The 24,406-nt window shown below is 39.8% G+C and carries 17 protein-coding genes; 6 read left to right on the top strand and 11 right to left on the bottom strand.

Going from position 1 to position 24,406, the window contains the following annotated elements; all coding sequences use genetic code 11:
• Positions 1–47: 47 nt before the first annotated feature.
• The 5 genes from ACOVQQ_RS09775 to ACOVQQ_RS09755 all read right to left on the bottom strand — a co-directional run bounded on the left by ACOVQQ_RS09775 (position 48) and on the right by ACOVQQ_RS09755 (position 7,679).
• A complete protein-coding gene (locus ACOVQQ_RS09775; RefSeq protein ID WP_421818039.1) occupies positions 48–4,004 on the bottom strand; it encodes a PAS domain S-box protein in 3,957 nt (1,318 codons plus the stop codon).
• 109 nt (positions 4,005–4,113) lie between these two features.
• Positions 4,114–4,899, bottom strand: coding sequence for a hypothetical protein (locus ACOVQQ_RS09770; protein WP_421818038.1), 786 nt, complete (start codon positions 4,897–4,899; stop codon positions 4,114–4,116).
• 69 nt (positions 4,900–4,968) lie between these two features.
• A complete protein-coding gene (locus ACOVQQ_RS09765) occupies positions 4,969–6,306 on the bottom strand; it encodes an aldehyde dehydrogenase family protein (protein WP_421818037.1) in 1,338 nt (445 codons plus the stop codon).
• A 3-nt stretch (positions 6,307–6,309) separates the two neighbouring features.
• Entirely contained in the window at positions 6,310–7,170 is an 861-nt protein-coding gene (locus ACOVQQ_RS09760; RefSeq protein ID WP_421818036.1) for a hypothetical protein, read from the bottom strand.
• An 83-nt stretch (positions 7,171–7,253) separates the two neighbouring features.
• Positions 7,254–7,679, bottom strand: a complete 426-nt coding sequence (locus ACOVQQ_RS09755; RefSeq protein ID WP_421818035.1) for a hypothetical protein — start codon at positions 7,677–7,679, stop codon at positions 7,254–7,256.
• A 613-nt stretch (positions 7,680–8,292) separates the two neighbouring features.
• Between ACOVQQ_RS09755 and ACOVQQ_RS09750 the strand changes: the two genes are divergently transcribed.
• The 3 genes from ACOVQQ_RS09750 (at position 8,293) to ACOVQQ_RS09740 (ending at position 10,567) form a co-directional block, all read left to right on the top strand.
• Entirely contained in the window at positions 8,293–8,706 is a 414-nt protein-coding gene (locus ACOVQQ_RS09750) for a helix-hairpin-helix domain-containing protein (RefSeq protein ID WP_421818034.1), read from the top strand.
• Between the two features lie 188 nt (positions 8,707–8,894).
• Positions 8,895–9,779: a hypothetical protein gene (locus tag ACOVQQ_RS09745; protein ID WP_421818033.1), complete on the top strand. Its 885-nt coding sequence runs from the start codon at positions 8,895–8,897 to the stop codon at positions 9,777–9,779.
• Positions 9,780–9,886: 107 nt separating this feature from the next.
• The gene (locus ACOVQQ_RS09740; protein WP_421818032.1) at positions 9,887–10,567 is read left to right on the top strand and encodes a hypothetical protein; all 681 of its coding nucleotides are present in this window, start codon (positions 9,887–9,889) and stop codon (positions 10,565–10,567) included.
• A 258-nt stretch (positions 10,568–10,825) separates the two neighbouring features.
• Here ACOVQQ_RS09740 and ACOVQQ_RS09735 read toward each other — a convergent pair whose 3' ends face one another.
• From ACOVQQ_RS09735 to ACOVQQ_RS09725, 3 genes are all read right to left on the bottom strand, one after another.
• The gene (locus ACOVQQ_RS09735) at positions 10,826–11,248 is read right to left on the bottom strand and encodes a type II toxin-antitoxin system VapC family toxin (protein ID WP_421818031.1); all 423 of its coding nucleotides are present in this window, start codon (positions 11,246–11,248) and stop codon (positions 10,826–10,828) included.
• The gene (locus ACOVQQ_RS09730) at positions 11,245–11,496 is read right to left on the bottom strand and encodes a DUF6364 family protein (RefSeq protein WP_421818030.1); all 252 of its coding nucleotides are present in this window, start codon (positions 11,494–11,496) and stop codon (positions 11,245–11,247) included. Before ACOVQQ_RS09730 ends, ACOVQQ_RS09735 begins: the two co-directional genes overlap by 4 nt.
• Before the next feature lie 1,697 nt (positions 11,497–13,193).
• Positions 13,194–13,940 carry a DUF4184 family protein gene (locus ACOVQQ_RS09725; protein WP_421818029.1) on the bottom strand — a complete coding sequence of 249 codons (747 nt, stop codon included), beginning with the start codon at positions 13,938–13,940 and terminating at the stop codon, positions 13,194–13,196.
• Between the two features lie 881 nt (positions 13,941–14,821).
• Between ACOVQQ_RS09725 and ACOVQQ_RS09720 the strand changes: the two genes are divergently transcribed.
• Entirely contained in the window at positions 14,822–15,370 is a 549-nt protein-coding gene (locus ACOVQQ_RS09720) for a fasciclin domain-containing protein (protein WP_421818028.1), read from the top strand.
• 55 nt (positions 15,371–15,425) lie between these two features.
• Here the strand turns inward: ACOVQQ_RS09720 and ACOVQQ_RS09715 are convergent, their stop codons facing one another.
• Positions 15,426–16,454, bottom strand: coding sequence for a formimidoylglutamase (locus ACOVQQ_RS09715; RefSeq protein ID WP_421818027.1), 1,029 nt, complete (start codon positions 16,452–16,454; stop codon positions 15,426–15,428).
• Between the two features lie 103 nt (positions 16,455–16,557).
• On the opposite strand from ACOVQQ_RS09715, the gene ACOVQQ_RS09710 reads away from it, so the two are divergent.
• On the top strand, positions 16,558–17,448 hold the full coding sequence (locus tag ACOVQQ_RS09710; RefSeq protein ID WP_421818026.1) for a hypothetical protein: 891 nt from the start codon (positions 16,558–16,560) through the stop codon (positions 17,446–17,448).
• 80 nt (positions 17,449–17,528) lie between these two features.
• Here ACOVQQ_RS09710 and rimK read toward each other — a convergent pair whose 3' ends face one another.
• Together rimK and ACOVQQ_RS09700 are read right to left on the bottom strand one after the other, a co-directional pair.
• Positions 17,529–18,959, bottom strand: coding sequence for a 30S ribosomal protein S6--L-glutamate ligase (gene rimK, locus ACOVQQ_RS09705; RefSeq protein ID WP_421818025.1), 1,431 nt, complete (start codon positions 18,957–18,959; stop codon positions 17,529–17,531).
• Positions 18,960–19,077: 118 nt separating this feature from the next.
• A complete protein-coding gene (locus ACOVQQ_RS09700; protein WP_094486607.1) occupies positions 19,078–21,621 on the bottom strand; it encodes an ATP-dependent Clp protease ATP-binding subunit in 2,544 nt (847 codons plus the stop codon).
• A gap of 252 nt (positions 21,622–21,873) precedes the next feature.
• Between ACOVQQ_RS09700 and gyrA the strand changes: the two genes are divergently transcribed.
• Positions 21,874–24,399, top strand: a complete 2,526-nt coding sequence (gene gyrA / locus ACOVQQ_RS09695) for a DNA gyrase subunit A (RefSeq protein ID WP_094486606.1) — start codon at positions 21,874–21,876, stop codon at positions 24,397–24,399.
• The last annotated feature ends 7 nt before the right edge of the window (positions 24,400–24,406 follow it).

Here is a 24,406-nt window from a genome sequence, read left to right as displayed (position 1 = left end):
GGCAGCAGAATTATACTGAAGTTGCGATCAGTTTTGGAAAAACGATATTAGAAAATCGGCGTTTTGAGTAGCCAAGTCTGTAAAACGCGTTCGATAGTTCCCTTTAAAATGGGTTTCGAAACGTAGTCGTTCATGCCGGCTTCCAAACAACGATCGCGTTCATCTTTTACAGTTCCGGCAGTAAGCGCAATGATCGGAACTTTTTCAAACCGCTTAATGTTTCTTATGGCATGAGTGGCTTCGTAACCGTTTAACTCCGGCATTTGGATGTCCATAAAGATAAAATCGAAGTTTTGTTCCGCACAGCGATTTACCGCAATGGCGCCATTTTCAGCTTCAACCAGATTGGCATTAGGTAACATTTGCTTCAAAATAGTTTTAATAAGCAACATATTCACCTTGTTGTCTTCAACCAACAGAATTTGAAGGTTTTCATTCGCTAAAGAATCGAGCGATTCTGGAACAACAGGATTTTCAACTAAAGTCGGTTTTTCTACGATTTCGATTACTTGCGGCTTGGCAATCTTTACTTGAAGATCGAAATAAAATGTACTTCCGTGATTTATTTCGCTAATAACGTGAAGTTTGCTGTTCATCAAGCCCAAAAGTTGGTTTGAGATGCTTAATCCTAAGCCGGTTCCACCAAATTTTCGTGTGGTAGAATTGTCTTCTTGCGAAAAAGCTTTAAATATTTTGTCGCGGTTTTCTTGTCGAATTCCAATTCCGGTATCGGCAACTTGAAAACGTAACTTGTGTCGGCATGTTTCGCTGGCTTCGAGTGAAATGATTCGAAATGATATGGATCCTTCATTGGTAAACTTCACAGCATTTCCGAGCAGGTTGATAAGAATCTGCTTTAAGCGAACAGAATCTATTTCAATAGATTGCGGCACCTCAGCGTCGATGTCTATGATAAAGTCGAGTTCTTTCTGATTGGCTTCATACGAAATCAAATCCCGCACTTGATCGACCATTTCCCGCACATCGGTCGGATGGAAGTCGAGGTCTAATTTTCCTGCTTCGATCTTTGAAAAATCCAAGATGTCGTTAATGACATCGAGTAGGGAAGAGGCCGATTGATTGATGGTTGCCATGTACTGCTTTTGTATGTCTTGCAGATTGGTTTTCATCAGTAAATCGGTAAATCCGATAATGCCGTTGAGTGGCGTTCGAATTTCGTGTGACATATTAGCGAGGAATTCCGACTTTGCTTTGTTGGCAGCTTCAGCAAAATCACGTGCTTCCAAAGCCAACTCGGTTTGTTTCCGACCACTAATGTCAATGATAATCGATTCGATGAAATGTACCGTCGAATTAATTTCAATAACTCCACCGTATTCCTCTACCCAAATGTAATCGCCGTTTTTCTTACGCAAACGGTATGTGACGCAAAAAACAGTTTTTTCAGCGACAGCTTTATTAATTTCATTGTTGATTTCTGCCAAATCATCAGGATGGCATAAATCGGTTATTTTTAAACCGTTTCGTAAAAAATCATCTTTACTGTATTGGCTAAGCGTTGTAATATGATCGTTGATAAAGGCAATTGGTCGGTCGCTACTGTTTCGTGCTAGGTAAATGGTTCCAGGCATGTTTGTCGCCAACAACTTAAATTTCTCTTCCGATTCGTAGATCAAACGCTCGGCTTCGTAACGTTCCAGAGCGTTACTAATATTATTGGCTAAAGTTTGAAAAATCGAGATTTCGTCTTCAGTCCATTCGCGTTCTTTACTGCAATCGTCGAAACCAATGAAGCCAGAGAAAAGTCCGTTCTTAAAAATGGGAAGTATTAAAATCGATTTGATTTCATTCTGCAACAGCACAGTTTTGAGGAATCCATCTTCCATTTGTTCCGGATAGGATTGATAAATCTCGTTGCGCTTAAGCGGCTCGGTAATTTCTTTTAAATTTTGGTGTGTGAATTTTTGGAGTGGCGTAATCTGTAGCGCTATTCCGGGTCGTCCCCACTTGTACGTTTGCGAAATTAAGTTTGAAACGGGATCGTTTCCATAGAAATAAATATGATCGGCATCGGTTGTTTTTCCGATGATTTCAAATGTTTGGGCAAACATATCTTCGGCGTTCTTGTTGTTCAAGAATACTTCGGTACACTTTGCCATAGCGGTTAGTAAGTCGGAGCGATACGCCAACTTTTCCTCGATATCTTTCCGCAGTTGCGCTTCGATTGCCAACGAGATGATGTCGGAAACCGAGCGTATAAAAGCAATATCTTCGTTATCAAATACGTGCTTGGTAATGGTTTCGAAGCACAGTACACCAACGATTTTTCCGTTTCGAATGATCGCCGCGTCAAGGAGCGATTTGATATTTTTTTCTTTCAAATACTTATCGCGGAAATCGATTGTATGTGCGTTGGTTAGAGCATCGTTTGCGATGATTAGATTGAGTTGTTCGAGTGCCTGAAAGTAATTGGGAGCTTGCGCTCTTGTGATGGTCCAACCTTTTGAAAACGAATTCGTTTCGGCTTCAAACAAACATTGACACGTGATTTTTTGCGAAGTGAAATCCCAGTAACTCACGTGCTGGACGTTAGCTTCTTGCGATGCTTTTCTAAGAATAAACTGCAATATGGCAGTCAGATTTTTGTGCCGTAAGTAATTGTTCAGCGAAAGCTTAGTGATTGTTTGGCTATAGCGTTCTATTTTTTGCTGACGCAGAATTTCACTGTCTTGAATCCGTTTTAAATCGGTAATGTTTCTTGCAATTCCTGAATAGCCAATAACTTTTCCGCTCACATCGCGTCGGATGGTGATTTTCTGACTGATCCAAATTTCATCGCCGTTCTCGTTGATGATGGGAAGTTCAATAGTAGGGAATGTTGCATCGGAGTCGACCAGATAGTCGTAAAAGTGCGACATCTTTTTTCGGTAATCGGCTCGAATGTACTGTGTGTATTTTTTACCGATAACTTTTTCTTTTGTTGCGCCTAGTAACCGAAGTGCAAAAGCATTCAAGAAGGTAATATTTCCTTGATTATCTACTTCAAAAATGGCATCGATAGCATTTTCAATAAGCGTTTGAAATTTATTTTGGATGTCTATTTCACCAGTTACGTCTTGCCCAGTTCCGATTATTAAATTATCGTCGTATTTTTTATCTTTCCATTGAATGATTTTTGTAGTACCGTCGGCGCATTTTAACTTTCTCAAATACAAACGCTCGTCGATGTAATTATCGTGATAACGCGCGCCAATGAATTCGGGATCTTCGGTAAGTCGCCAGAAGTTCATACCCATAACTTCTTCAGGTTGATAACCCAAAATGGTTTTTATCGCATCGTTTGCATACACAATCTCACCTTCGATGTTTGTTCCTAATACTAAGGACAATCCCTTATTTACAATTGCGTCTGCGAAAAGCAAACCACTCACTGAAGCGGCTTGCTCTTTACTTCGTAGGTATTGAATGATGGTTATTCCGAGAAAGGTAAAAAGCGAAACAACTAACTTTTCTTCTGTGAGAGAACCAAGAAGGTATAAACAAGTAAAGCTGGCCGAAAGGAAAAAAAGAAGAATTACGTGAATTTTCGTATTTCGAAAAATAAACGGCGCGCCTAAAATTACAGCTAATAAGGTTCCGAAATTGAGCAAGCTGTTGCCGTCTGTGGTAAAATTGTAAATGTATAAGCTTAATAAAACTACGTACGCCAGTCTGGTAAACGATTTAATAAAAACATTGGTTTGCGGCCGAACATACATGACTAAGCTGAAAGCTAGTAGCAATACGCCAAAACTGAGATTTACTATAAATTGATAAGTTGGACGTAACGAAAAAAGGTAAAGAAAAATTTCGCCTCCGCTAATGAGCGCACCAAACAGAATGTTGTATGTTTTAAATCTACTAAAATCTTGTTTCTTTCTTTTGAGTTTAAATACGGGTTTATCAAGCTTGATTAAACTTTTGATTAATAAATACGAAATCACACACATTGCTATATACAACGGCACAATTTCCCACCAATTATCTACAGTACTTGTATTCAAGCTCTAAAAATTATGCGTAAAAGTTACAAATTTTAACAGTATTTAGCAATTATCAGTATAAAAAAAGCTGCCGAATAGGGCAGCTTCATATAAAACTTTTGGATTAAGATTAATTACTGTCTTCTCCAATTTGGGATAATTCATCAACATTATCAATTCCTATTGCCAAGCGATAGACATTATATTGTAATGTGTAGTAAAGTGGCATCGTGAAAAAGATACCGATACATAAACCAAGAATTCCTAAACCTATACATAGCCCGATAACGAGCATCAATAATAAAATGATGAAGAACTTTCGCCCGCATACAGATAAACTTGCTTTGATGGATTCCACGGCATCTAGTTTTCCAAAAATGATAAACGGAATAGACATAAAAGTAAGAATCGTTAATGCAAGCGACAAAAGTCCTGCTATAAATGTACTGATGGCATCGGTTTGTAAGGCAAACAGTTCACCAACTATCGAAAATCCCTGAGAAACTAGGTTTATGATTACAGCACTCAAAATTATATCCTTAACATGCACACTTTTATAGTGTTCGAAAGCGGTGTTAAATGAGTAATCTTCTCCGCTTTCCGCATTGTGCGCAATTTGTAGTAGTCCGGCAGTAATTGGTGAAAAAACTGCCGCGGCAATAATTGTAAAAATCAAGGTCAGTACCATTCGCGGTGTCTGATTGTCGAGCGACTGCATATTCAATATCTCGTTGGTCAAGTCTGTAGTCCCGAAAATTACCGCAAAAATTCCTCCGTAAATAATAGCAGCAACTATGCCGAGGAGGATCAGGATTCCTCCCATTAGTAATGCAATTTTTTTCCAGGTGTTAAATGTTTGTTCAATCGCTTCGCCAAAACTTAAATGCACAGGATTTTTTGCGTTGAAAGTGCTCATAAAAAGTAGTTTTTAGTTTGTTAATAGCTTCAAAGATGAAAGATTAGTAGCAATTGTAAGTATATTGTTTCAAAATAATTTCAACAATTTTTTCAAGGCAGCTAGTTTTCCTGCGTATGGCGGATAGCGTAGCGAAATATCTAACCAAGAACCTCGGCGAACAATCGGTTTTCTGTGCGAAAATGTCTCGAAAGAATAAGCGCCGTGATAGGCGCCATAACCCGACTCGCCAACACCGCCAAACGGCAACTTGTTGTTGGTAAACTGAACCAATGTATCATTAATACAAATCCCACCAGCCGAATACTGTCTTGTGTTTTGGTCAATAAAAACTTCTGAATTCGAAAAGATGTAAAAGGCTAGTGGTTTTTCAAGTCGCGTAAGCCATTTATCGAGTTCTTGTTTCGAACGATACGTGACAATTGGCAAAATGGGTCCAAACAATTCGTCGGTCATGATCGAACTATTTTCATCCGAAACCGATACTAAAGTGGGTTCGATATACAAATCAAATTCGTCGGTTCGACCACCGTGAATCACATCGACACCCATTTCAAGATATTTTTTCAAACGCAAAAACTGCCTTCTATTCACGATGCGTCCATAATCCGGATTATCTTGAATAGAATCGCCAAACATCCGTTTAATCTCAACTTTAAGATTGGCAACTAATGAATCTGCTACAGAATCATCCACTAAAAGAAAATCAGGCGCAATGCAGGTCTGCCCGTTGTTTAAAAACTTGCCCCAAACAATGCGGCGGGCTGCCAATTCTATATCGGCCGAACGATCTACAATACAAGGGTTTTTTCCGCCCAGCTCTAAAGTAAGTGGCGTCAGATGTTTGGCCGCCGCTTGTGCAACCAACTTTCCGGTTTGTACGCTGCCCGTGAAAAAAATGTAATCCCAACGTTTCGCAAGTAAATCGGCTGCAATTTCCGCATCGCCCAAAACAGCAACGGCTTGTTTTACATCAAAGTTCTCCCGGACAATCTTAGAAACCAATAATGCAGTTTTTGGCGCGTATTCCGAAGGTTTCAAAACTACGGTGTTTCCGGCAGCAATGGCCGAAATCAGCGGAACCATCGACAGTTGAAACGGGTAGTTCCACGGAGCTATAATGAGCACTTTTCCGTAAGGCTCCGCAAGCAGATAATCGCGCGACGGAAAATTAATAAGCGCCGGACTAACCCGACGCTTTTTGCTCCATTTCGGAAGTTTCTTAATCGTTTCGGACAAAACTGCCTGCACGTAACCAATTTCCGTAGCAAAGGCTTCAAATTCCGATTTTTTTAAATCGGCATATAATGCGGCAACGATTTCCGCTTCTATTTTTTGAAGATAATCGCGAAGCTGCTCTAATTTTGCAACACGTTCCGAGACCGATGGATTAAAAATATGCTTCATGTTTTACAAAATACCAAATCGCGAACCGATGAAAAAGTCCGCTTGCTTGGAATCGCTCGACACTGCTGTTAGTATCGAATTAGATCCGATAAAAAATCCGCCTAAGCGCAAGCCTAAACCAGCTGTGGTTCCACTTACTTCATTAAAATTTACAGGAATAAAGCCTTCAAACATTCCTGTGGTAAATCGCGGTGTGATCGAAAGCATATTTTGCGACAAAATTTGGTCGTTAGCACCTTCGTCGTTTAAACGCTGTACCATAAATAAGGTTACCGATAGTTTACTAATAATCTGATAATCTGCGTATAAATTCAAAATGGTAGGCAACTTTACCTTAAAGTCACGCGATTCGTTCTCTAAGTTAAAATCAACGCCGTTGGTGCCGTCGTTCGCAATTAAAATGTTTTCAATATCGCGCAAACCGTCGATTGATTCAAACTGATTCAAATCCAAACCAAGTCCGTTTACGGGATTGCTATCATTCACAACTAGCGAATACGTTCGTGTCGCATTATTATCATCTTTAAAAGTCATGCTACCGATGTTACACACAGCCGCACCTACTTTTAGTTTGTATTTATTGTCGGCTCCTTTCCATTGATAATCAACACCGATATCGGTAGCTACACCGTTTAAACCACCCCAAAGTGAGCTAAAGTAGTCGCCCGCATCAGTAAATTCATTGGCTAATGAGCCCGAATAAGCTATGTTTACTTGGGCTGCAGCGTTGTTCAAACGAACATCGCCCGCGGTATTTGTTATGGTTCCTTGAAAAGCCGACATTCCTAAGTTGGCATAGCTTCCTGGAAACAGGAATTTCAAAGAAATCCCGGCATTGATCTGATGATTTTTCTTGTCGTACAATTTTCGAGCGGCACTAAGTGCTAATTCGCCCCACACTGTTCCAGTAATCCGTTGGTTTTCGCTGTTCGAAATGGTACTGGCACCTAAAATGCTATTAGGGCACTGTTGGTAAGCGCATCGCCCAGCTCGGTATTTACGTTGCTGATGTTGGCGCGAATGTGCGAGCGCGAAGCAACTCCAAAACCCAACCCAAAGGCCTTGAAACCTACACTCGGACCCATGATTTGGGTATTAACATCAAAATCAACTGCTTCGCCACCAGCAAAAATCAAATCTTCCAGATTCTCGCCGTTAATCAAATCCGAAAAACCAACCTTGTTGTTGCTCGCATCAACGCCAAAAGCAAAAATTTGCACGTCGACCGTTCTAAAAAGATTCGCTAATTCCGATGGGTTAGCACCGGCATTTAAAATACCCACACGTCTCGACGAGCTAAATCCCGAGAAATGCTCTTGTCCGTAACTAAAACAGCTGGCAAGCACTAGCCCAGCAAATACAATTTTTTTCATAATCAAGTCAGTTAGTTGGTTAAAGATAAAAAACTAATTCAATTTAAAGTGCACTATTTAAAAAACGACTTCAATCGGCGGTTTCTTTTTCATTATTTGGGCAGCCCCCACGAAAAAACGTCCGTACGTGACATTAGTATAATGTGGGGCCGCGTCGTCGCTCATACTCCTCGCCCTGCACCCGAACCCCGGGCGCGGGCTGTGGGGTAATCCGCTCTGCCGCTGCTGCGGAATACGTTGCCAACGTTCGGTGGAAATTGCATTCGAATCGACAGTTTTTTGGAACTATAAACTCAAAATTTGAATTCGATTAAAAAGTAGAATTTATAATAAGGTTTGTCTACCATCTAAAATCAATAAGTGTAGTTACAACTAAATCGTTTTGAAGATGTAAATCAACCCACTCTGCGAGAGTTTTAAACTCTCGCAGAGTGGGTTGATCATTATTATTGCGGTTACCTATAAAATTTCAATAATTCGCGCACCCTGTGAATTTTTACAACTGATAATATTGACTATTTCCTGACCTTTGCGCTAGATGAAAACCAAAACCAACATAAAACTTCCGCTAACAGTCGCCGAAAAAGCAAGTCTGAGACAGCAAAAAATTAAAATGGCCGACCTAGCTTATTTGGCAACTGCCGAATTAGAAGTCGTTCTCAACGCATCCGCCGCACGAGCACGAGAAATTCACGCGCTGGTAACTTTCCAAAATATTCCGTCGAGCGGAATCAAGTTTGCCGAAGATTTAGTTTTTCTAGGTTTCTTCACACTTGACGAGTTAAAAGATAAAGAAGGTGCAAAGCTCTTTGATGCTTACGAACAAAAGGTAGGCTATTGGGTAGATCTTTGTGTAGAAGACCAGTTTAGGTTAGTCGTATATTTCGCCAATACCTTCGACACCACAAAAGCTTGGTGGGATTTTACCCAAGTGCGAAAAAAGTTCCGCGCAGAAGACGGTTATCCGAAAAACCGACCTCAAAAAGCTTGGTTCGACGTTTTTGGAAATGAACCAGCAAACAAATAGACGGCTTACGAAAAGCTACTTTTTTTCTCGCTGAACGCATTCAAACACAAATTACAATCTAAAATTCCCCAAATTCAAAAACAGGTATTTTGACATTCGAATGAGTTAACCAGTCTTAAAATAAACTCCATCAATAATCGTTAGTACTTTAGTAGTAAAGCTCTTCCTGCGCTGTAAAATCCGAACTTGTGAAGTATTTATACGTTTTGTTATTGGTATCCAGCACTCTTGCAGCGCAACCCAATCCAACCACAGGTTATCCGCAAAGAATTGCAGATATTACACGAATGTTGGAAAAAGACTCTTTGAACGATCCGCTGCGATGGGAGCGTCTCACCCTACAAGTTGCGCTGCTCGACGGCGATTGGGTTTACCAGCCATTTTCCCATTACCTCAACGCCGAAACCAATCCGGAAAAGCTGCGTATAAAAACCTATGATAAAGAATTTGAGAGAATCTATCTAGATTATATTCAAACGAGCAATTTCAACTTTGTAAAAGAGCGAGATTTCTACTACCAGCGCGGACTCTATTTTATGAAAACCAGACAGTTTACGGCAGCTATAGCCGATTATAAACAACTACTGGCTAGTAACATCTCCCAAGCCGCGTGGGAAAGCCAGCACTTTACATTTTTAGCACTAGATATGCTTTTCAACATTTATGTGATTGGGAACGATTTCACTCAAGCGTTACAAACCATAAACGTAAAGCTCGAAGAAGAGCAAAAAAGACTGGGTTCGCGGTATTATTCGTACGCAAATTCTTCCTATGCAAAAGTTAAGCTTTTTGATAAATTTGACAAGCGTGAAGACCTAATTACCTACCTTAAACAGCTTTCCAAAGAAAATTTTGAGTATTACTTTGAGAAGCATCAAGACAAAAACACGAATCTCAAAGGAGTGAAACAATTGGGATACTCCCATGTAGTTTTATTGATTAGGTATCTTAAAAAATATGAAAGCCCAGAGCTTAAAAAATACAACGCCATTTATCGGAAATTGTCAAAGCGAAACCGCATGAAAGAGAACTTAACAGACAACGATTTAAAAACCATCGTTGCAAAAATGTAGGTTGCAACCGACAGCCGTTTTTTTGCGATTTCGTTATTTTAAAGCTTAAACAGTAAGAACCGATTATCAAGAAAATCGGATTTAAAACACAATTAAATTTAAGTGACATGAAAAAAGTACTGCTCCTATTAATGCTGTTGATTTCAAATCTTATGGTTGCGCAAGATGGTGAGTTGTGGCATTTTAAATTTAAGTTCAAATTAAATACGAAGGAAACGCTCAGATATACCTACAAAAATGTTGAAGTGTTTCTCAACGATTCCAAAACTTTTAAATATCTAAGGAATTACGATTTAAAATACAATGCAAAAACAAAAGAATACGAACTTTTGATACGATACAATTGCATCAGTTGCGGTTATTCAAGTAATGATTATCCGCCAGAAATTTATTTGCGACTAGAGTTTGAGGGTTCTCGTTTACAATATCCGTTTTATGCCGTCGTGCCTATTTATTTTGAAAAGTCGAAGTCTTTTGTTTTCCATGAGTTTTTAAACGGACTAGACCATCCGTATCCAAATTTGGATCAAACTAAAACAGCTTTGTCGCCCGACAACGCGGAAAAGCAAAGTCAAATTGATGCTCTTAATGCTCTTTCGTACGACAACGCCATCAACCTCGGAACCATAGATATCAAACATTTTATTACTGATGATCAATGGAAAGATGATATTGAAAGGTACCAGATCATTGAAGTTCGTTCACGCGATTCGATTCAGTACAAAAAAGCCGGCGATTACACACCCCGTACTATGAACCGCTTTGTGTCTTTGAAAATGAGGAAGTAGCCATTCTTTTAAGCTTTCCGAACTTATAAGATTCTGGTCGATGTGCTAGTCGGATTCTGGTCGTGTTAAAAAGAATGCAGCTGTTGATGCGTGATGGAATTATGTGTTTGAATCGGGAAGATGTAACAGGGCGCATGGAGCATTGTATAGCCTTTCGTGAAATTATTTGTAATTGTAAATGAATATTATCATTTCAAATCAGCCTCAAAGTTGTGCGAATTTGAGGAGCGTGAGGGAATTCAAATCTATAATCAGACCTTACTTATCGGATGTAATTTTTATATATTCATCAGCAGAAAATACAGGAAGTTCTGCGTTTTTAAAGTCTTTTGCGTTTCTGGTCAAGATAACATCACATTTAGAATCAACAGCGCAAAAGTACTGCAGCGCATCTTCAAAATCCACAAAATCTGAATTTAGTCCTTTTTCAATAATCGTGTCGTCTATTATAGCGATTTCACAAAGAACTTTGAATTTTCGTAGCTTGTCTTTAGCTACTTGAGTTCCCTCAAATTTTGAAAGAAAATAGTTCACTGTAGCAAATGAAATGGGGGAAGCTACAAGTTGTAGTTTTTTCTGATCTGCCAAGGTGGCAATTTGAGCAATGGAATGATAAAACGGTTCTCTATCGCCAAGTAAATCAAGGATAATGTTCGTATCTAAGAATACTCTTTTACTCATTTGTGCTTATTTATGAGATATTCAGAATACTCTAGTTTGTCATCTAAATCGATGGGGAGTTTTTTGCCTGAACTCAAACTTTTCACAAAAGGTGAAATAACAATAGAATCGTTGTTTTGAGCATCGTTCGTTACTGAATTTAAGTAGTTTTCGATTAATCTTGATAGACTAATCTTTTTATGTGACGCATATATTTTGGCCTTTTCGATTACCTCCTGATTCAGTTTCAACGTTAATTTGGCATCCATAACAATCGATTATACGTGCAAAAATACAAAAAATATACGTATTTTGAAATGCTTTTGTACTTGGTTTATATGGATTTAAAATCGGAATTAGTGGGGTAGTGTAGATTTCAAATTTGCATCATTGCTTTCTCCTATCGAGAAATAACCATTTGAAATTCAACAAAAGCATAGCAAGTAGTATTATTCCGTTCCATAGATAATCAGTAAAAGGTAGATTTTTTAAAGCTGGATTTTGAATTTTCTCAAACAGACCGATACAGTAGGGCACAAGTAAATAAATCGTTGCTAGCAGAAATACTATTTTTAGAAGACGTTTCACTTCAATCATCTTTTGAATTTAATTGTGCCACAGGAAATTTTATCGTGTTTTGGCATTCGCTCGAAAAATGGGATGGGCTTAAAAGGCCTTGATTTAAGTGGAATTTGGGAGTTTTTACCAAAAGTAATGCGAAAAAAGGGGTTGTGCAATGGTCAGAGTTGTTGGTGAAGGTTTAATGATAAATTTCTTTTTGGTACTTATTCCAAATTCCAAAAATTGTGCTATCTTAAGTGAAAGTGAATACGTAAAAAACCAGATTTTGTAGAAATTTTTGAGATTTTACCATCGAAAAATTGTCGTCGAAACCATAAAGTTTACCTAAAATAGTTTCGGATAACACAGCACTAGCTAACAATGCTGCGGTGCCGATCAATACCGAATAAATTATTTTCTCTACAATAATGAATTTCTGAGATGTGCTGAAAAACAATAGACTAGTAACAAAAGAGAAAGCGAAATACAATAGAATTGGCGGATTTTCATAATGTCTAAAAGTTGAGGGAGCTTCTAAGAGAACTATGAATATTGCTGTTGTTAGTAATATAATAGCAACTTTAAATGTTTTATTTTGGCTAAAGTTTGGGGTAATAATTTCTATCATCTTTTTACGGATTTGCGAAGACAGGATACTTTTTAATTTATCCTCAGAATTGTATTAATTTGAAGATCGGCGGGTCGTTTTAAATAATGTTGTTAGTAAACGCTTCACTGTTTTACAAGCTTACTTGTTTGTGCAATCTTCCGAGTTTATAAAAACAAAAAATTCCCAAGATTGTTGTTATAAAAAAGGTAAAGTAGATTATTGGATATAATTTATTGTAGTTATTCTCTTCGATTTCAACTTTTCCGGCGGAAAGTGGCGGGTAAACTACCCATCCCGGTTCTACCGCATTAATTTTCACAAATGATAAAATTGTTGGCCAAACTAAGATTAATATCAAACTTACTGAAGACAAGATTCGTAGTGTTTGCCGGTTCTTAAATTTCTGAAAGAAAACTCTTGATAAATAAACTAAGTAAATAATGACTAAACAGAATATTGGTAAAAGTTCTTTCTTTTCTATTACTGAATTAGTGTCCTGTATGTATACATCGACAACGCTTTCTGTTCCTATGTTTGTTAGGTTGAACAAGAAGTGAAAAGCGACAACGCTAATTACAAGTGCCGTAAAGAAGTATATTATTTCTACTTTGTAACTATTTTTCATGCTTGTTGAGATTTTGGAATTAAATGCGCTTTCCTATTCTATACCGACTTGGAAAATTACTAATTTTTCAAAATTCTCTACCAAGCAACTTTTGTATGGTGAAAAACCGTAGAACTGTTAGATTTTGTGCGAACTTCGATCATTTTACAGATAAAAAAACCAAATGAGTTTCAAAGTATATGTTCTTGTCGTTTTTTTGATTTCATGAGAAGAATAGGTGTAAATATTAATCCAAGTAGTACAGCGGAAATTGCAGTCACAATAAGATTCCCGTACTGTTTCAGTTCAAGTCCGGTTAGTAGCCTTAGATTAAAAATAGTGCAAGCAAGTACTATTAATATTGACCAGTATTTCCAATCAATATTTTGATTTTCGATTTTAGTCGTCGGTAGTTTATAAATTGAAAAAGCGAGTACAAGTCCACCGATTAAAGTTGACCCGTGTTGTAAAATTTTTAAGACTGCGATTTGTTCGCCTATAAGCTCGAACTTGATTTGCAATGCAGGTATTTTCTGAACAAAATAGCCGTGTTCATGGGTAAAACTATCCCAAAAAACGTGTGATGCTGCACCAATTAAAATTGAAATTGCTACAACGAAGCAGTTTCTTTTGGCATGTGCGTTCCAATGGAAGTGTCTAAATGCTGAAAACCGTGATTTTAATACTGTTGGTAAATTATCAAATAAACGGTCTCGAACCATATTGTGAAAAATGAACGCAAGCAGTAGCCCTAACGGTAAGTCGAACCAAAAGAGTCCGTCAATCGTATGGCTGTATTTACTCACAATTTTCATTCTTAAAAAGTATTCAAAGTCTGGTGTCATACTGCCTATAACAAGCCCAGTTAAGGAGAACCACTTCCGAGGCAAAAGTGTTAACGGTAAAACTATGGCTGGATGTGAAAATGTAAAAGGCATTTTTTGTTCGTTTAGAGTTAGCAGTATTGTGATTTCATAAATTTTCGTAAATCTTCGGTTACCTTAGTTTCATTATTTCCCTCCAATTCCAAAACACTTGTAAATCAGTACTAATTTGTTATCTAGAATGCTGAAATTCTACGTTGATTTTTAACTGGTAAAATGGAAACTCCTTTCACTTTGTATTTATTACGAATATACGTTTTTTCCACCTATCGTTAGTAACAATTTGCCCTAGCCCCGGTTGTAGCGGCAGCCCGCAGGAAATGACGGCTACGTGAACCGGGTTGCGCGGGCGACCTCAGAAGCCCACGGCAAGACGTGTGAACGTGCCGTTTTTTACGAGGACTACAGCGGAAAACGGGAAGAGCTAATAAAAAGATTTCGAGATTGAAAGATTTCGAGATTTAAAAGATTTAAAAAAGTAAAAAAATTGAAATAAAGGTAAATAGAGAAAAACAACGCTTTTTTGACATCGTGTAAAAACTTTGTGAACTCTGTGCCTATGTGGTCAACCGAAGTGATTAAAAGATTGAAAGATTAAAAGATTGAGAGATTTAAAAAAGCGAAAAAATTGAAATAAAGGTAAATAGAGAGAAACGACGCTTTTTTGACATCGTGTAAAACTTTGTGAACTCTGTGCCTATGTGGTCAACCGAAGTGATGTAGTGAAAATTGAAAAGATTAAAAGATTGAAAGATTGAAAGATTGAAACGATTTAAAAAAGGGAAAAAATTGAAATAAATGTAAATACAGTAAAACAACGCTTTATATAAGCGCATTCTTAAACTGTGGTTAATCTTGCGTTAATTCACAGGAAGTTTAAAACCGTTTCGTGTTTCTCTACGTAACTTCAAGCATAATCAAAAAAATAAATTGTTATGAAAAAGTTGAAAATGATTTTAGTTGCAGCTGTACTTTTTGGCGCAACAACAGTACATGCACAAAAAAACCCGGAAGTGGGCGGAGCACCGATGTACGCTACAAAAAACATTGTTGAGAACGCCGTAAACAGCAAAGATCACACGACTTTGGTGGCTGCTGTAAAAGCCGCTGGCTTGGTAGAAACTCTTTCGGGTAAAGGTCCGTTTACTGTTTTTGCACCAACAAATGCCGCTTTCGACGCACTTCCGGCCGGAACCGTGGAAACTTTGTTAAAACCAGAGAACAAAAAACAACTGCAAGCAGTACTTACGTACCATGTTTTGGCAGGCAAATTTAGCGCTGCCGATGTAGTGAAAGCCATTAAAGCAGGCAACGGAACCGCAACGTTTACCACCGTACAAGGCGGAAAATTAAAAGCTTCGCTTAAAGGTTCGAATGTAATTCTGACCGACGAGCAAGGAAGAAACGCAACCGTTACTATTGCCGACGTGAATCAATCGAATGGCGTAATTCACGTGATCGATCAAGTTGTCCTTAATAAATAGTGATTTGTTTTAAGTTTTGAGCGAAAGTCGGTCGTAATGGCCGACTTTTTTAGTTTCAATCTGAAGCTTTAATGAAATCGGTTAGTAAATAGCCAATTAGTTTTCCGAGCAATTGCGGATTGCCGGTATTTTCTAATTCGGGCGCTCCTTCGCAAATATGCAAATAACTGGCGTTCGGATGCGAGCCGAAGTGATACACAAATTGCCGCGCTTCTTCGATCGAGAATCCGCTGTTTGTCATCGCGCTGCTGGGCACAAACGGCAAGCTGTCTAAATCAATTTCCACACCAAAATAGTCGGTTTTAATAAACGAGAGTGCTTGAAAAAGTTCTTGTTCGAAGTTCTTTTGTCGTTTCACCTTAATTTCGTCGTAGGTATTGAAACGCACGCGGTCGTCGGTTTTCTTTAATAAATCGAGTACGGCTTTTGACGTGTAGCATTCGTGCAAACCAAAGACGAAATATTTTTTTAAGAATCCGTCTTCGTAGGCGTATGAAAAGCCGTTTCCGGAATGTCGGCCTTCCAGAATCCGGAAGTCGGAATGTGCGTCTAAATTCACGGCATTAACCGATTTACCTTTTGCCAGCGCCGTTCCTTTAATGTTTCCGTAGGCGTTGTTGTGTCCGCCGCCAATAATAATAGGTATTTTCCCCGCTTTAATAATCGTACATACTAAATGTGCCACCTCGCGATCGATTTTTCCGACCAAGAGTTTTAGTGCATCGCGATCGGCAGAAACTTTATAATCCAAATTTTCGGCGGCTTCCATTTCTGCATCGGTATCTATAGCGCCGAGTGCGAGAATCTTACTTCCTTTACAAAAACGGTTGTGCTGAATGTTGGCTATGGCAGTTAGGGCAACGTCCCAGGTTTGGTGTGCACCGCGACGTCCGTGGTTGGCTCGTACGCCAATATCTTCCGGAATACCAAACAAGACGTATTTGGCTTCGCAGTTGGCGATGAAATGTTCGGCACTTACATCTTTCGGAACCGTGAGCATTTTCTCTCCAAATTTTACTTCACCACTTCTAAAATTGGTACGTTTGGCGAGATCTGTTGCCGAAATCAATTTCAATTTCTCCATAAAAAAGTCGAATACGCTATGTTGTAAAAGTATAAACTTGCGTTAATAAGTCGTAAATTATTGCAAGACTTTTTACTTTAGATTTGTCTTAAAAATAAAAACTATGGATACACAAAGAAGTAACTCAAGTTTAAAAGCAGTAGTTGTCATTTTAGCGCTATTGCTCATTGCCAGTTTAGCTTATATTTTTAAGATGACCAGCGATGCTAAAACGCTTGAAACCGAGATCGTTGATGTAAAATCGGAGAAAAATGCCCTTTTAGATTCGCTAGCTGTTCAAAAAGGTATTTACGATAAAGCTATCGAAGAGAAAACAGAATTGAGCGATGAATTAATTGCTGAACGCGATAAAGTGGTGCAATTAATTGAAGATTTGAAGAAATCGAAAGGCGATGCTGCTTCATTACGCCAGTTTAAAACGCGTTACAACGATTTGCAAACTAAGTTCAAGGCTTTAATTGCTGAGAACGAAACTTTGAAGAAAGCCAACGAAGAGTTAACACAGCAACGCGATAGCACTGTTGTGGCGCTTGGCGAACAGAAGAAGTATAACGATACGCTGGTCGTACAGAACGAAAATCTGGCGAAAACCGTTGAAAAAGGATCAAAAATTGTTGTGATGAATTTGCGCACACAAGCAATTAAGCAACGTTCGTCTGGAAAACAAATCGAAACCGAAAAGGCAAGTCGTGCCGATAAATTAAAAGTTTGTTTTGCCTTAGCAGCGAATGCCATTGCCAAGTCGGGAAGTCGTACATACTACGTGCAAATTATCGATAGCAAGAACAATGTGCTTGGCGACAAGAAAACCGAAACCTTCGGCGATGCTTCGCTCACATACAGCTTCACTACAACAGTAGAATACAACAACGAAGCTGTTGATATTTGCGAATATTTAGACGCAAAAGGTAAAGATTTCGAAAAGGGAACGTATTATGTGAATATCTTCGATAAAAACGAATTGCTTTCTAAAACAACCTTCTCTTTAAAATAATATTTGATTGTTAATTCACTAAAGGTCGGATTCGAATAGAGTCCGACCTTTTTCATTATATCAAGTAGGAGTAAGCGCTTTTAGTTTTCCGACGCTTCGTTTTTGTCGGTCGATTTAAAATGCTTCTTGGTCCACTGCGAATTTTTAGCTTCAAAAACTTTTTCAATCGATTTGATCATGCTTCCTGCGATATCAAAATTGGTAGCGCCTTCGATGCCTTCGAGTCCGGGTGATGAGTTTACTTCCAATAGCAACGGACCTTTACTGGAACGTATTATATCGACTCCAGCCACTTTTAAATCCATGGCTTTTGCGGCTTTGATTGCAATTTTCTTTTCTTGTGGTGTGATTTTTACGACCGATGCCGTGCCACCTAAATGAATGTTGGCGCGGAATTCGCCGGGTAGTGCTTCCCGCTGAATGGCGGCAACCACTTTACCATCGACCACAAAGCAACGAATATCTTTTCCGTTGGCTTCTTTGATGAATTCTTGCACCAAAATGTTTGCGTTCACACTTTTAAATGCATTGATTACGCTCTCTGCCGCCTTTTTTGTTTCGGCTAAAACCACGCCTTTTCCTTGCGTTCCTTCAAGCAGCTTGACAATCAGCGGCGGTCCGCCCACCATTTTAATTAAATCATTCGTTTCTAAAGGCGAATTCGCAAATCCCGTTGTTGGGATTTCTAAGCCATGATTGAGCAATAATTGTAAGGAATACAGCTTGTCTCGCGATTGTGTTATTGCTGCCGCAGAATTTAAACAGTAGATTCCCAAGGTTTCGAATTGGCGCGTGAGTGCACTTCCGTAGAAGGTCATACTTGGGCGAATTCGTGGAATAATTGCGTCGAAGTCGTTTAAAATGCGTCCGTCCCGATACCTAATTTGAGGCGTTGTGGCGTCGAGTTTCATGTAACATTCTTTGATATTCAAAAAATGCATGTCGTGTCCGCGCATCTCGCCGGCTTCCATAATTCGTTTGTTGCTGTACAATTCGGGATTGCTGGCTAGAACGCCGATTCGTAATCCCAAACTGGTGACTTGCGAGAATTTGTACACTTCTTTGATGCTGTCGGAAGAAGGAATTCCGAGCAGGTATTTTTGTTCCGGATCAACGAGTACGCGTCCGCTCATGGCTTCGCGCCCGAGCAGCATCCGAAATCCCATCGAATCTCGGTTGGTCAGTGTAATTTCCACCGTCCATTGGCTGCCGCCGATGTTGAGTACAGAACTGATCACGTAGCGTTGTTCGCGAAAACCACTAGAACTTTTAACAACGCGTTTTCCGACGAGTTTAGCTTCGCAATGCAACAGCGTTTGCACATTGTTTTGAATGGGATTGATATCGAACTTCACCCACGATTCGCCGTCTTTTAAAAACGGAGAAATATTGATGGCGTGAATGGCTGAGGTCTTGGCTCCGGAGTCGACGCGTGCCTTGATGTATGGGATTCCCAATTCGGGAAACGAGCACCATTCTTCGCTTCCAACAATTACTTTATCTGCAAACATTATCTGATGTAAAAGAAGCCAAATGTAAGACGTCGATTTTGATTTAAGTTTAAGAAAATAATAAAAATGGCGTCCAGAATTTCTGAACGCCATTGAGATCAATAAAAGCTGATGATAATTAACTGGTTGGTTCTTGTGCTTTATTCACAGAAACAGTTAATTCTTCGGCATTATCTTCAATATCCATAAAGATTTCATCACCTGAAGCGATTTTCGATGTGATGATTTCCTCAGCCAAAGCATCTTCCACATATTTTTGAATGGCTCGTTTTAGCGGACGTGCTCCAAACTGCTTATCGAAACCTTTATCGGCAATAAACGCTTTCGCTTTATCTGATAAATTCAATTGGTAACCCAACTCAGCAATGCGCTTGTACAGGTTTTTCAATTCAATTTCGATAATCTTATTGATGTCTTCTTTTTCTAGCGGATTGAAGACGATAACATCGTCGATTCGGTTTAGGAATTCCGGAGCAAAGGCTTTTTTCAACGCATTTTCGATTACACTTTTTGCGTACTCATCGCTTTGCGAAACTTTAGCTGCGGTTCCAAATCCAACGCCTTGTCCGAAGTCTTTGAGCTGGCGTGCACCGATGTTCGACGTCATGATGATAACCGTGTTTCTAAAATCGATTTTTCGACCTAAAGAATCGGTTAGGTAACCATCGTCGAGCACTTGCAGCATCATGTTGAATACGTCTGGGTGTGCTTTTTCAATTTCGTCTAGAAGCACCACTGCATAAGGTTTTCTGCGAACTTTCTCCGTTAATTGCCCGCCTTCTTCGTAACCTACGTATCCCGGAGGTGCTCCGATGAGTCGAGAAATAGCGAATTTCTCCATGTATTCGCTCATGTCGATACGGATTAACGAATCTTCTGAATCGAATAATTCACGGGCAAGCACTTTTGCCAACTGTGTTTTTCCCACACCTGTTTGTCCTAAGAAAATGAACGAACCAATTGGTCGGTTCGGATCTTTAAGACCTGCGCGATTTCGTTGAATCGATTTAGCAATTTTGTTAACGGCTTCGTCTTGGCCAATAACTTTTCCGCGAATGAGTTCCGGCAATTGAGCCAACTTATTACTCTCGGTTTGTGCAATTCGATTTACCGGAATGCCCGTCATCATGGAAACAACGTCGGCAACCTGATCTTCGGTAACTACGATACGATTCGATTTAGAGTCGGCTTCCCACTGTTCTTGCGCGATTGCCAAGTCTTTTTCGATTCGTTTTTCGTCGTCGCGAAGGCGTGCTGCTTCCTCATATTTCTGTTTTTTAACGACCGAATTTTTCAATTCGCGAACTTCTTCCAATTGCCTTTCGAGTTCCAGAATGGTTTTCGGAACTTCGATATTGGTGATGTGAACGCGAGAACCCGATTCGTCGAGGGCATCGATGGCTTTGTCTGGAAGGAAACGTTCCGACATGTAGCGGTTGGTCAGTTTCACACAAGCTTCGATAGCTTCTTGGGTAAAAGTAACATTGTGGTGGTCTTCGTATTTACCTTTAACGTTGTTGAGGATTTGAATGGTTTCTTCAACGGTTGTAGGTTCAACGATTACTTTTTGGAAACGTCGTTCGAGGGCGCCGTCTTTTTCTATGTACTGACGGTATTCGTCGAGTGTTGTGGCACCAATACATTGAATTTCGCCGCGAGCGAGCGCAGGTTTAAACATGTTTGATGCGTCTAGTGAACCGGTTGCGCCGCCAGCACCAACGATGGTGTGAATCTCGTCGATGAACAGAATGATATCGTCGTTCTTTTCGAGTTCGTTCATCACGGCTTTCATGCGTTCTTCAAATTGTCCGCGGTATTTGGTTCCGGCAACCAAGCTCGCTAAATCGAGTGTGACTACGCGTTTGTTGAACAAAATACGCGACACTTTCTTTTGAATGATTCGCAGTGCGAGACCTTCGGCGATTGCCGATTTTCCTACGCCGGGTTCTCCGATAAGCAGCGGATTGTTCTTTTTTCTGCGGCTTAGAATTTGCGAAACGCGTTCAATTTCTTTTTCTCTTCCAACTACTGGGTCGAGTTTTCCTTCTTCGGCCATTTCGGTTAAATCGCGACCGAAATTGTCGAGAACAGGAGTTTTCGATTTCTTGTTGGTTTTATTTCCAGGATTGTTGAAACTACTTTCTTTTAAACTGTCATCTTGTCCTGAATCGTCGTTGTAAGATTCGTTTCTTGGCAAGTTTTTCTGGAAATCATCGTCGATTGGCATCATATTTAAATATTGTTCTTTCGCTGAATCGTAGTCGATTTTCAACTTATTCATCAGCTTGGTTGTAGGGTCTGAGTCGTTTTTCAAGATACAAAGCAAGAGGTGTGCGGTACTAATTTCTTTGCTTTCGTAGAGTTTAGCTTCTAGGAAAGTGGTTTTTAGCGCGCGTTCGGCTTGTCTGGTCAGGTGCAGATTTTTCTTGTCGTTATTTGCTAACGGATTTTCGTTCGGCGGACTCAAAACCTCTACTTTTCGACGTAGGTGTTCTAAATCGACAGATAGATTATTGAGAATATTAATCGCTTTGCCATTCCCGTCGCGCAAAATGCCGAGCATAAGGTGCTCTGTGCCAATAAAATCGTGTCCTAATCGTAAAGCTTCTTCCTTACTGTAGGTGATTACGTCTTTTACCCGAGGTGAAAAATTATCATCCATTTTTTTAAGTTGGGTCTTTAATTATTGCTGAAAAAGCTTCAAAAACTGTACCCTGATGCGAAGCTGTCAGCTAAGTGACAAAAAATCTGCAATATTTTCAGTTAATTTTCTATTAATTTATCAACTATGGCGTGCAGAAAAACTGTTGATAAAAACCCGATTTTTTGAATGATATTTTCATCATCCACAAAGCAGATACCTTATATTAGCGAGATTTTTTTAACCACATAGTTTTTAAAATAGTTCAAGCTTATGGCCGATGGCGAAAAGTTAATTCCGATTAATATAGAAGATGAAATGAAGTCAGCCTACATCGATTATTCGATGTCGGTTATTGTATCGCGTGCTTTACCTGATGTTCGCGATGGACTTAAACCCGTACACCGTCGCGTGTTGTACGGAATGTACGAACTAGGCGTTCTTTCCAACCGAGCGCACAAAAAATCAGCCAGAATAGTCGGTGAGGTTTTGGGTAAATACCACCCGCACGGCGACTCGTCGGTGTATGATGCCATGGTTCGTATGGCACAAGAATGGAGTTTGCGTTATCTATTAGTAGATGGTCAAGGAAACTTTGGCTCGATTGACGGCGATTCTCCTGCGGCGATGCGTTACACCGAAGCGCGTATGAAAAAGATTTCGGAAGAAATCATGGCGGATATCGATAAAGAAACCGTTGATTTTCAACTAAACTTCGACGATACGCTCTACGAGCCGAAGGTAATGCCAACTAAAATTCCGAATTTGCTCGTAAACGGTGCATCCGGAATTGCGGTAGGTATGGCAACAAACATGCCGCCACACAACTTATCGGAAGTAATCGATGGTACTTTAGCGTACATCGATAATCACGATATTGAAGTCGATGAGCTTCTTACACATATTAAAGCACCTGACTTTCCGACAGGCGGTGTAATTTACGGTTACGACGGCGTTAAGGAAGCATTTAAAACTGGTCGTGGTAAAATTGTTATCCGCGCGAAAGTTCATTTTGAGGAAATCGAAGGTCGTGAGTCGATTATCGTGACCGAAATTCCGTATCAGGTGAATAAGGCAGAAATGATTAAACGTACTGCCGATTTAGTAAACGAAAAGAAAATTGAAGGTATAGCCAACATCCGTGACGAATCGGATCGTTCCGGTATGCGTATCGTGTACATTTTAAAGCGCGACGCCGTTCCGAATGTAGTGCTTAACACCTTATATAAATACACGCAGTTACAGTCGTCGTTTAGTGTAAACAATATTGCACTAGTTGCAGGCCGGCCACAAATGCTGAATCTGAAAGATTTGATTCACTATTTCGTGGAACACCGCCACGATGTTGTAGTTCGCCGTACGGAGTTCGACCTCAGAAAAGCAGAGGAGCGCGCCCATATTTTAGAAGGTTTGATTATCGCTTCGGATAATATTGACGAAGTTATCCAAATCATTAGAAGTTCAGCGAATACCGATGTAGCTCGCGAACGCTTAATGGAACGTTTCAGCTTGAGCGAGATACAATCGCGCGCTATTGTCGACATGCGTTTGCGTCAGCTTACTGGTCTTGAACAAGACAAGCTTCGCGCGGAATATGACGAAATCATGAAATTGATCGAGCATTTGCGTGCCTTGTTGGCGAGCAAAGAACTTCGAATGAATTTGATTAAAGAAGAGCTTGCTGAAATAAAAGAGAAATACGGCGATGAGCGTCGTTCAACAATCGAGTACAGCGGCGGTGATGTAAGTATCGAAGACTTGATTGCCGACGAGCACGTGGTGATTACCATTTCGCATGCTGGTTACATTAAGCGTACACCGTTGAGCGAATACAAAACGCAAAACCGCGGTGGCGTAGGGCAGAAAAGTGCTGGAACTCGCGACCAAGATTTCTTAGAGCACATGTATGTGGCTACAAACCACCAGTATATGTTGTTCTTCACGCAAAAAGGAAAATGTTTCTGGATGCGCGTGTACGAAATTCCGGAAGGAACTAAAACCAGCAAAGGACGTGCAATACAAAACTTGATTAACATCGAGCAAGATGATAAGGTAAAAGCATTTATCTGTACGCAAGATTTGAAAGATCAGGAATACATCAATAAGCATTTCTTGATTATGGTGACCAAAAAAGGTCAGGTTAAGAAAACGGCGCTGGAGCAATACAGCCGTCCACGTGCGAATGGAGTTGCTGCTATTACGATTCGTGAAGACGACGAATTATTAGAAGCAAAATTAACAGACGGTACTTGCGACATATTAGTTGCTGTTCGTTCTGGAAAATTAGTTCGTTTCGAAGAGCGCAAAACACGTCCGATGGGAAGAACTGCTTCCGGCGTTCGTGGAATTACCTTAGCCGACGAAGCGGACGAAGTAATTGGCATGGTTGCTGTAAGTGATAAGAACAGCGAAATATTGGTTGTGTCGGAAAACGGATACGGAAAACGTTCGAGCTTAGACGATTATCGTATCACGAATCGCGGTGGTAAAGGTGTTAAAACTTTGAATATCACCGAGAAAACCGGTAAATTAGTGGCTATTAACAACGTAACAGATGCCGATGATTTGATGATTATCAATAAGTCGGGTCTTACTATTCGTATGGCTGTGGAGGATTTACGTGTTATGGGACGAGCTACACAAGGTGTTCGTTTAATTAACTTGAAAGGAAATGATTCGATTGCCGCAGTAACGAAAGTTGTTAAAGAAGACGAAGAAGAATCAGCAGAATCGGAAACTGAATCTGGTGATGATCAAATTGTAAATGAAAATCCGGAGGCTGAAACTTCGGAGGATTAAATAGCGT

The sequence above is a fragment of the Flavobacterium sp. genome, assembly GCF_049240005.1.
Taxonomy (GTDB): Bacteria; Bacteroidota; Bacteroidia; order Flavobacteriales; family Flavobacteriaceae; genus Flavobacterium.
The sequence above is the reverse complement of the archived record's forward strand: the minus strand, read 5'-3'. Positions and strand labels throughout refer to the sequence as shown.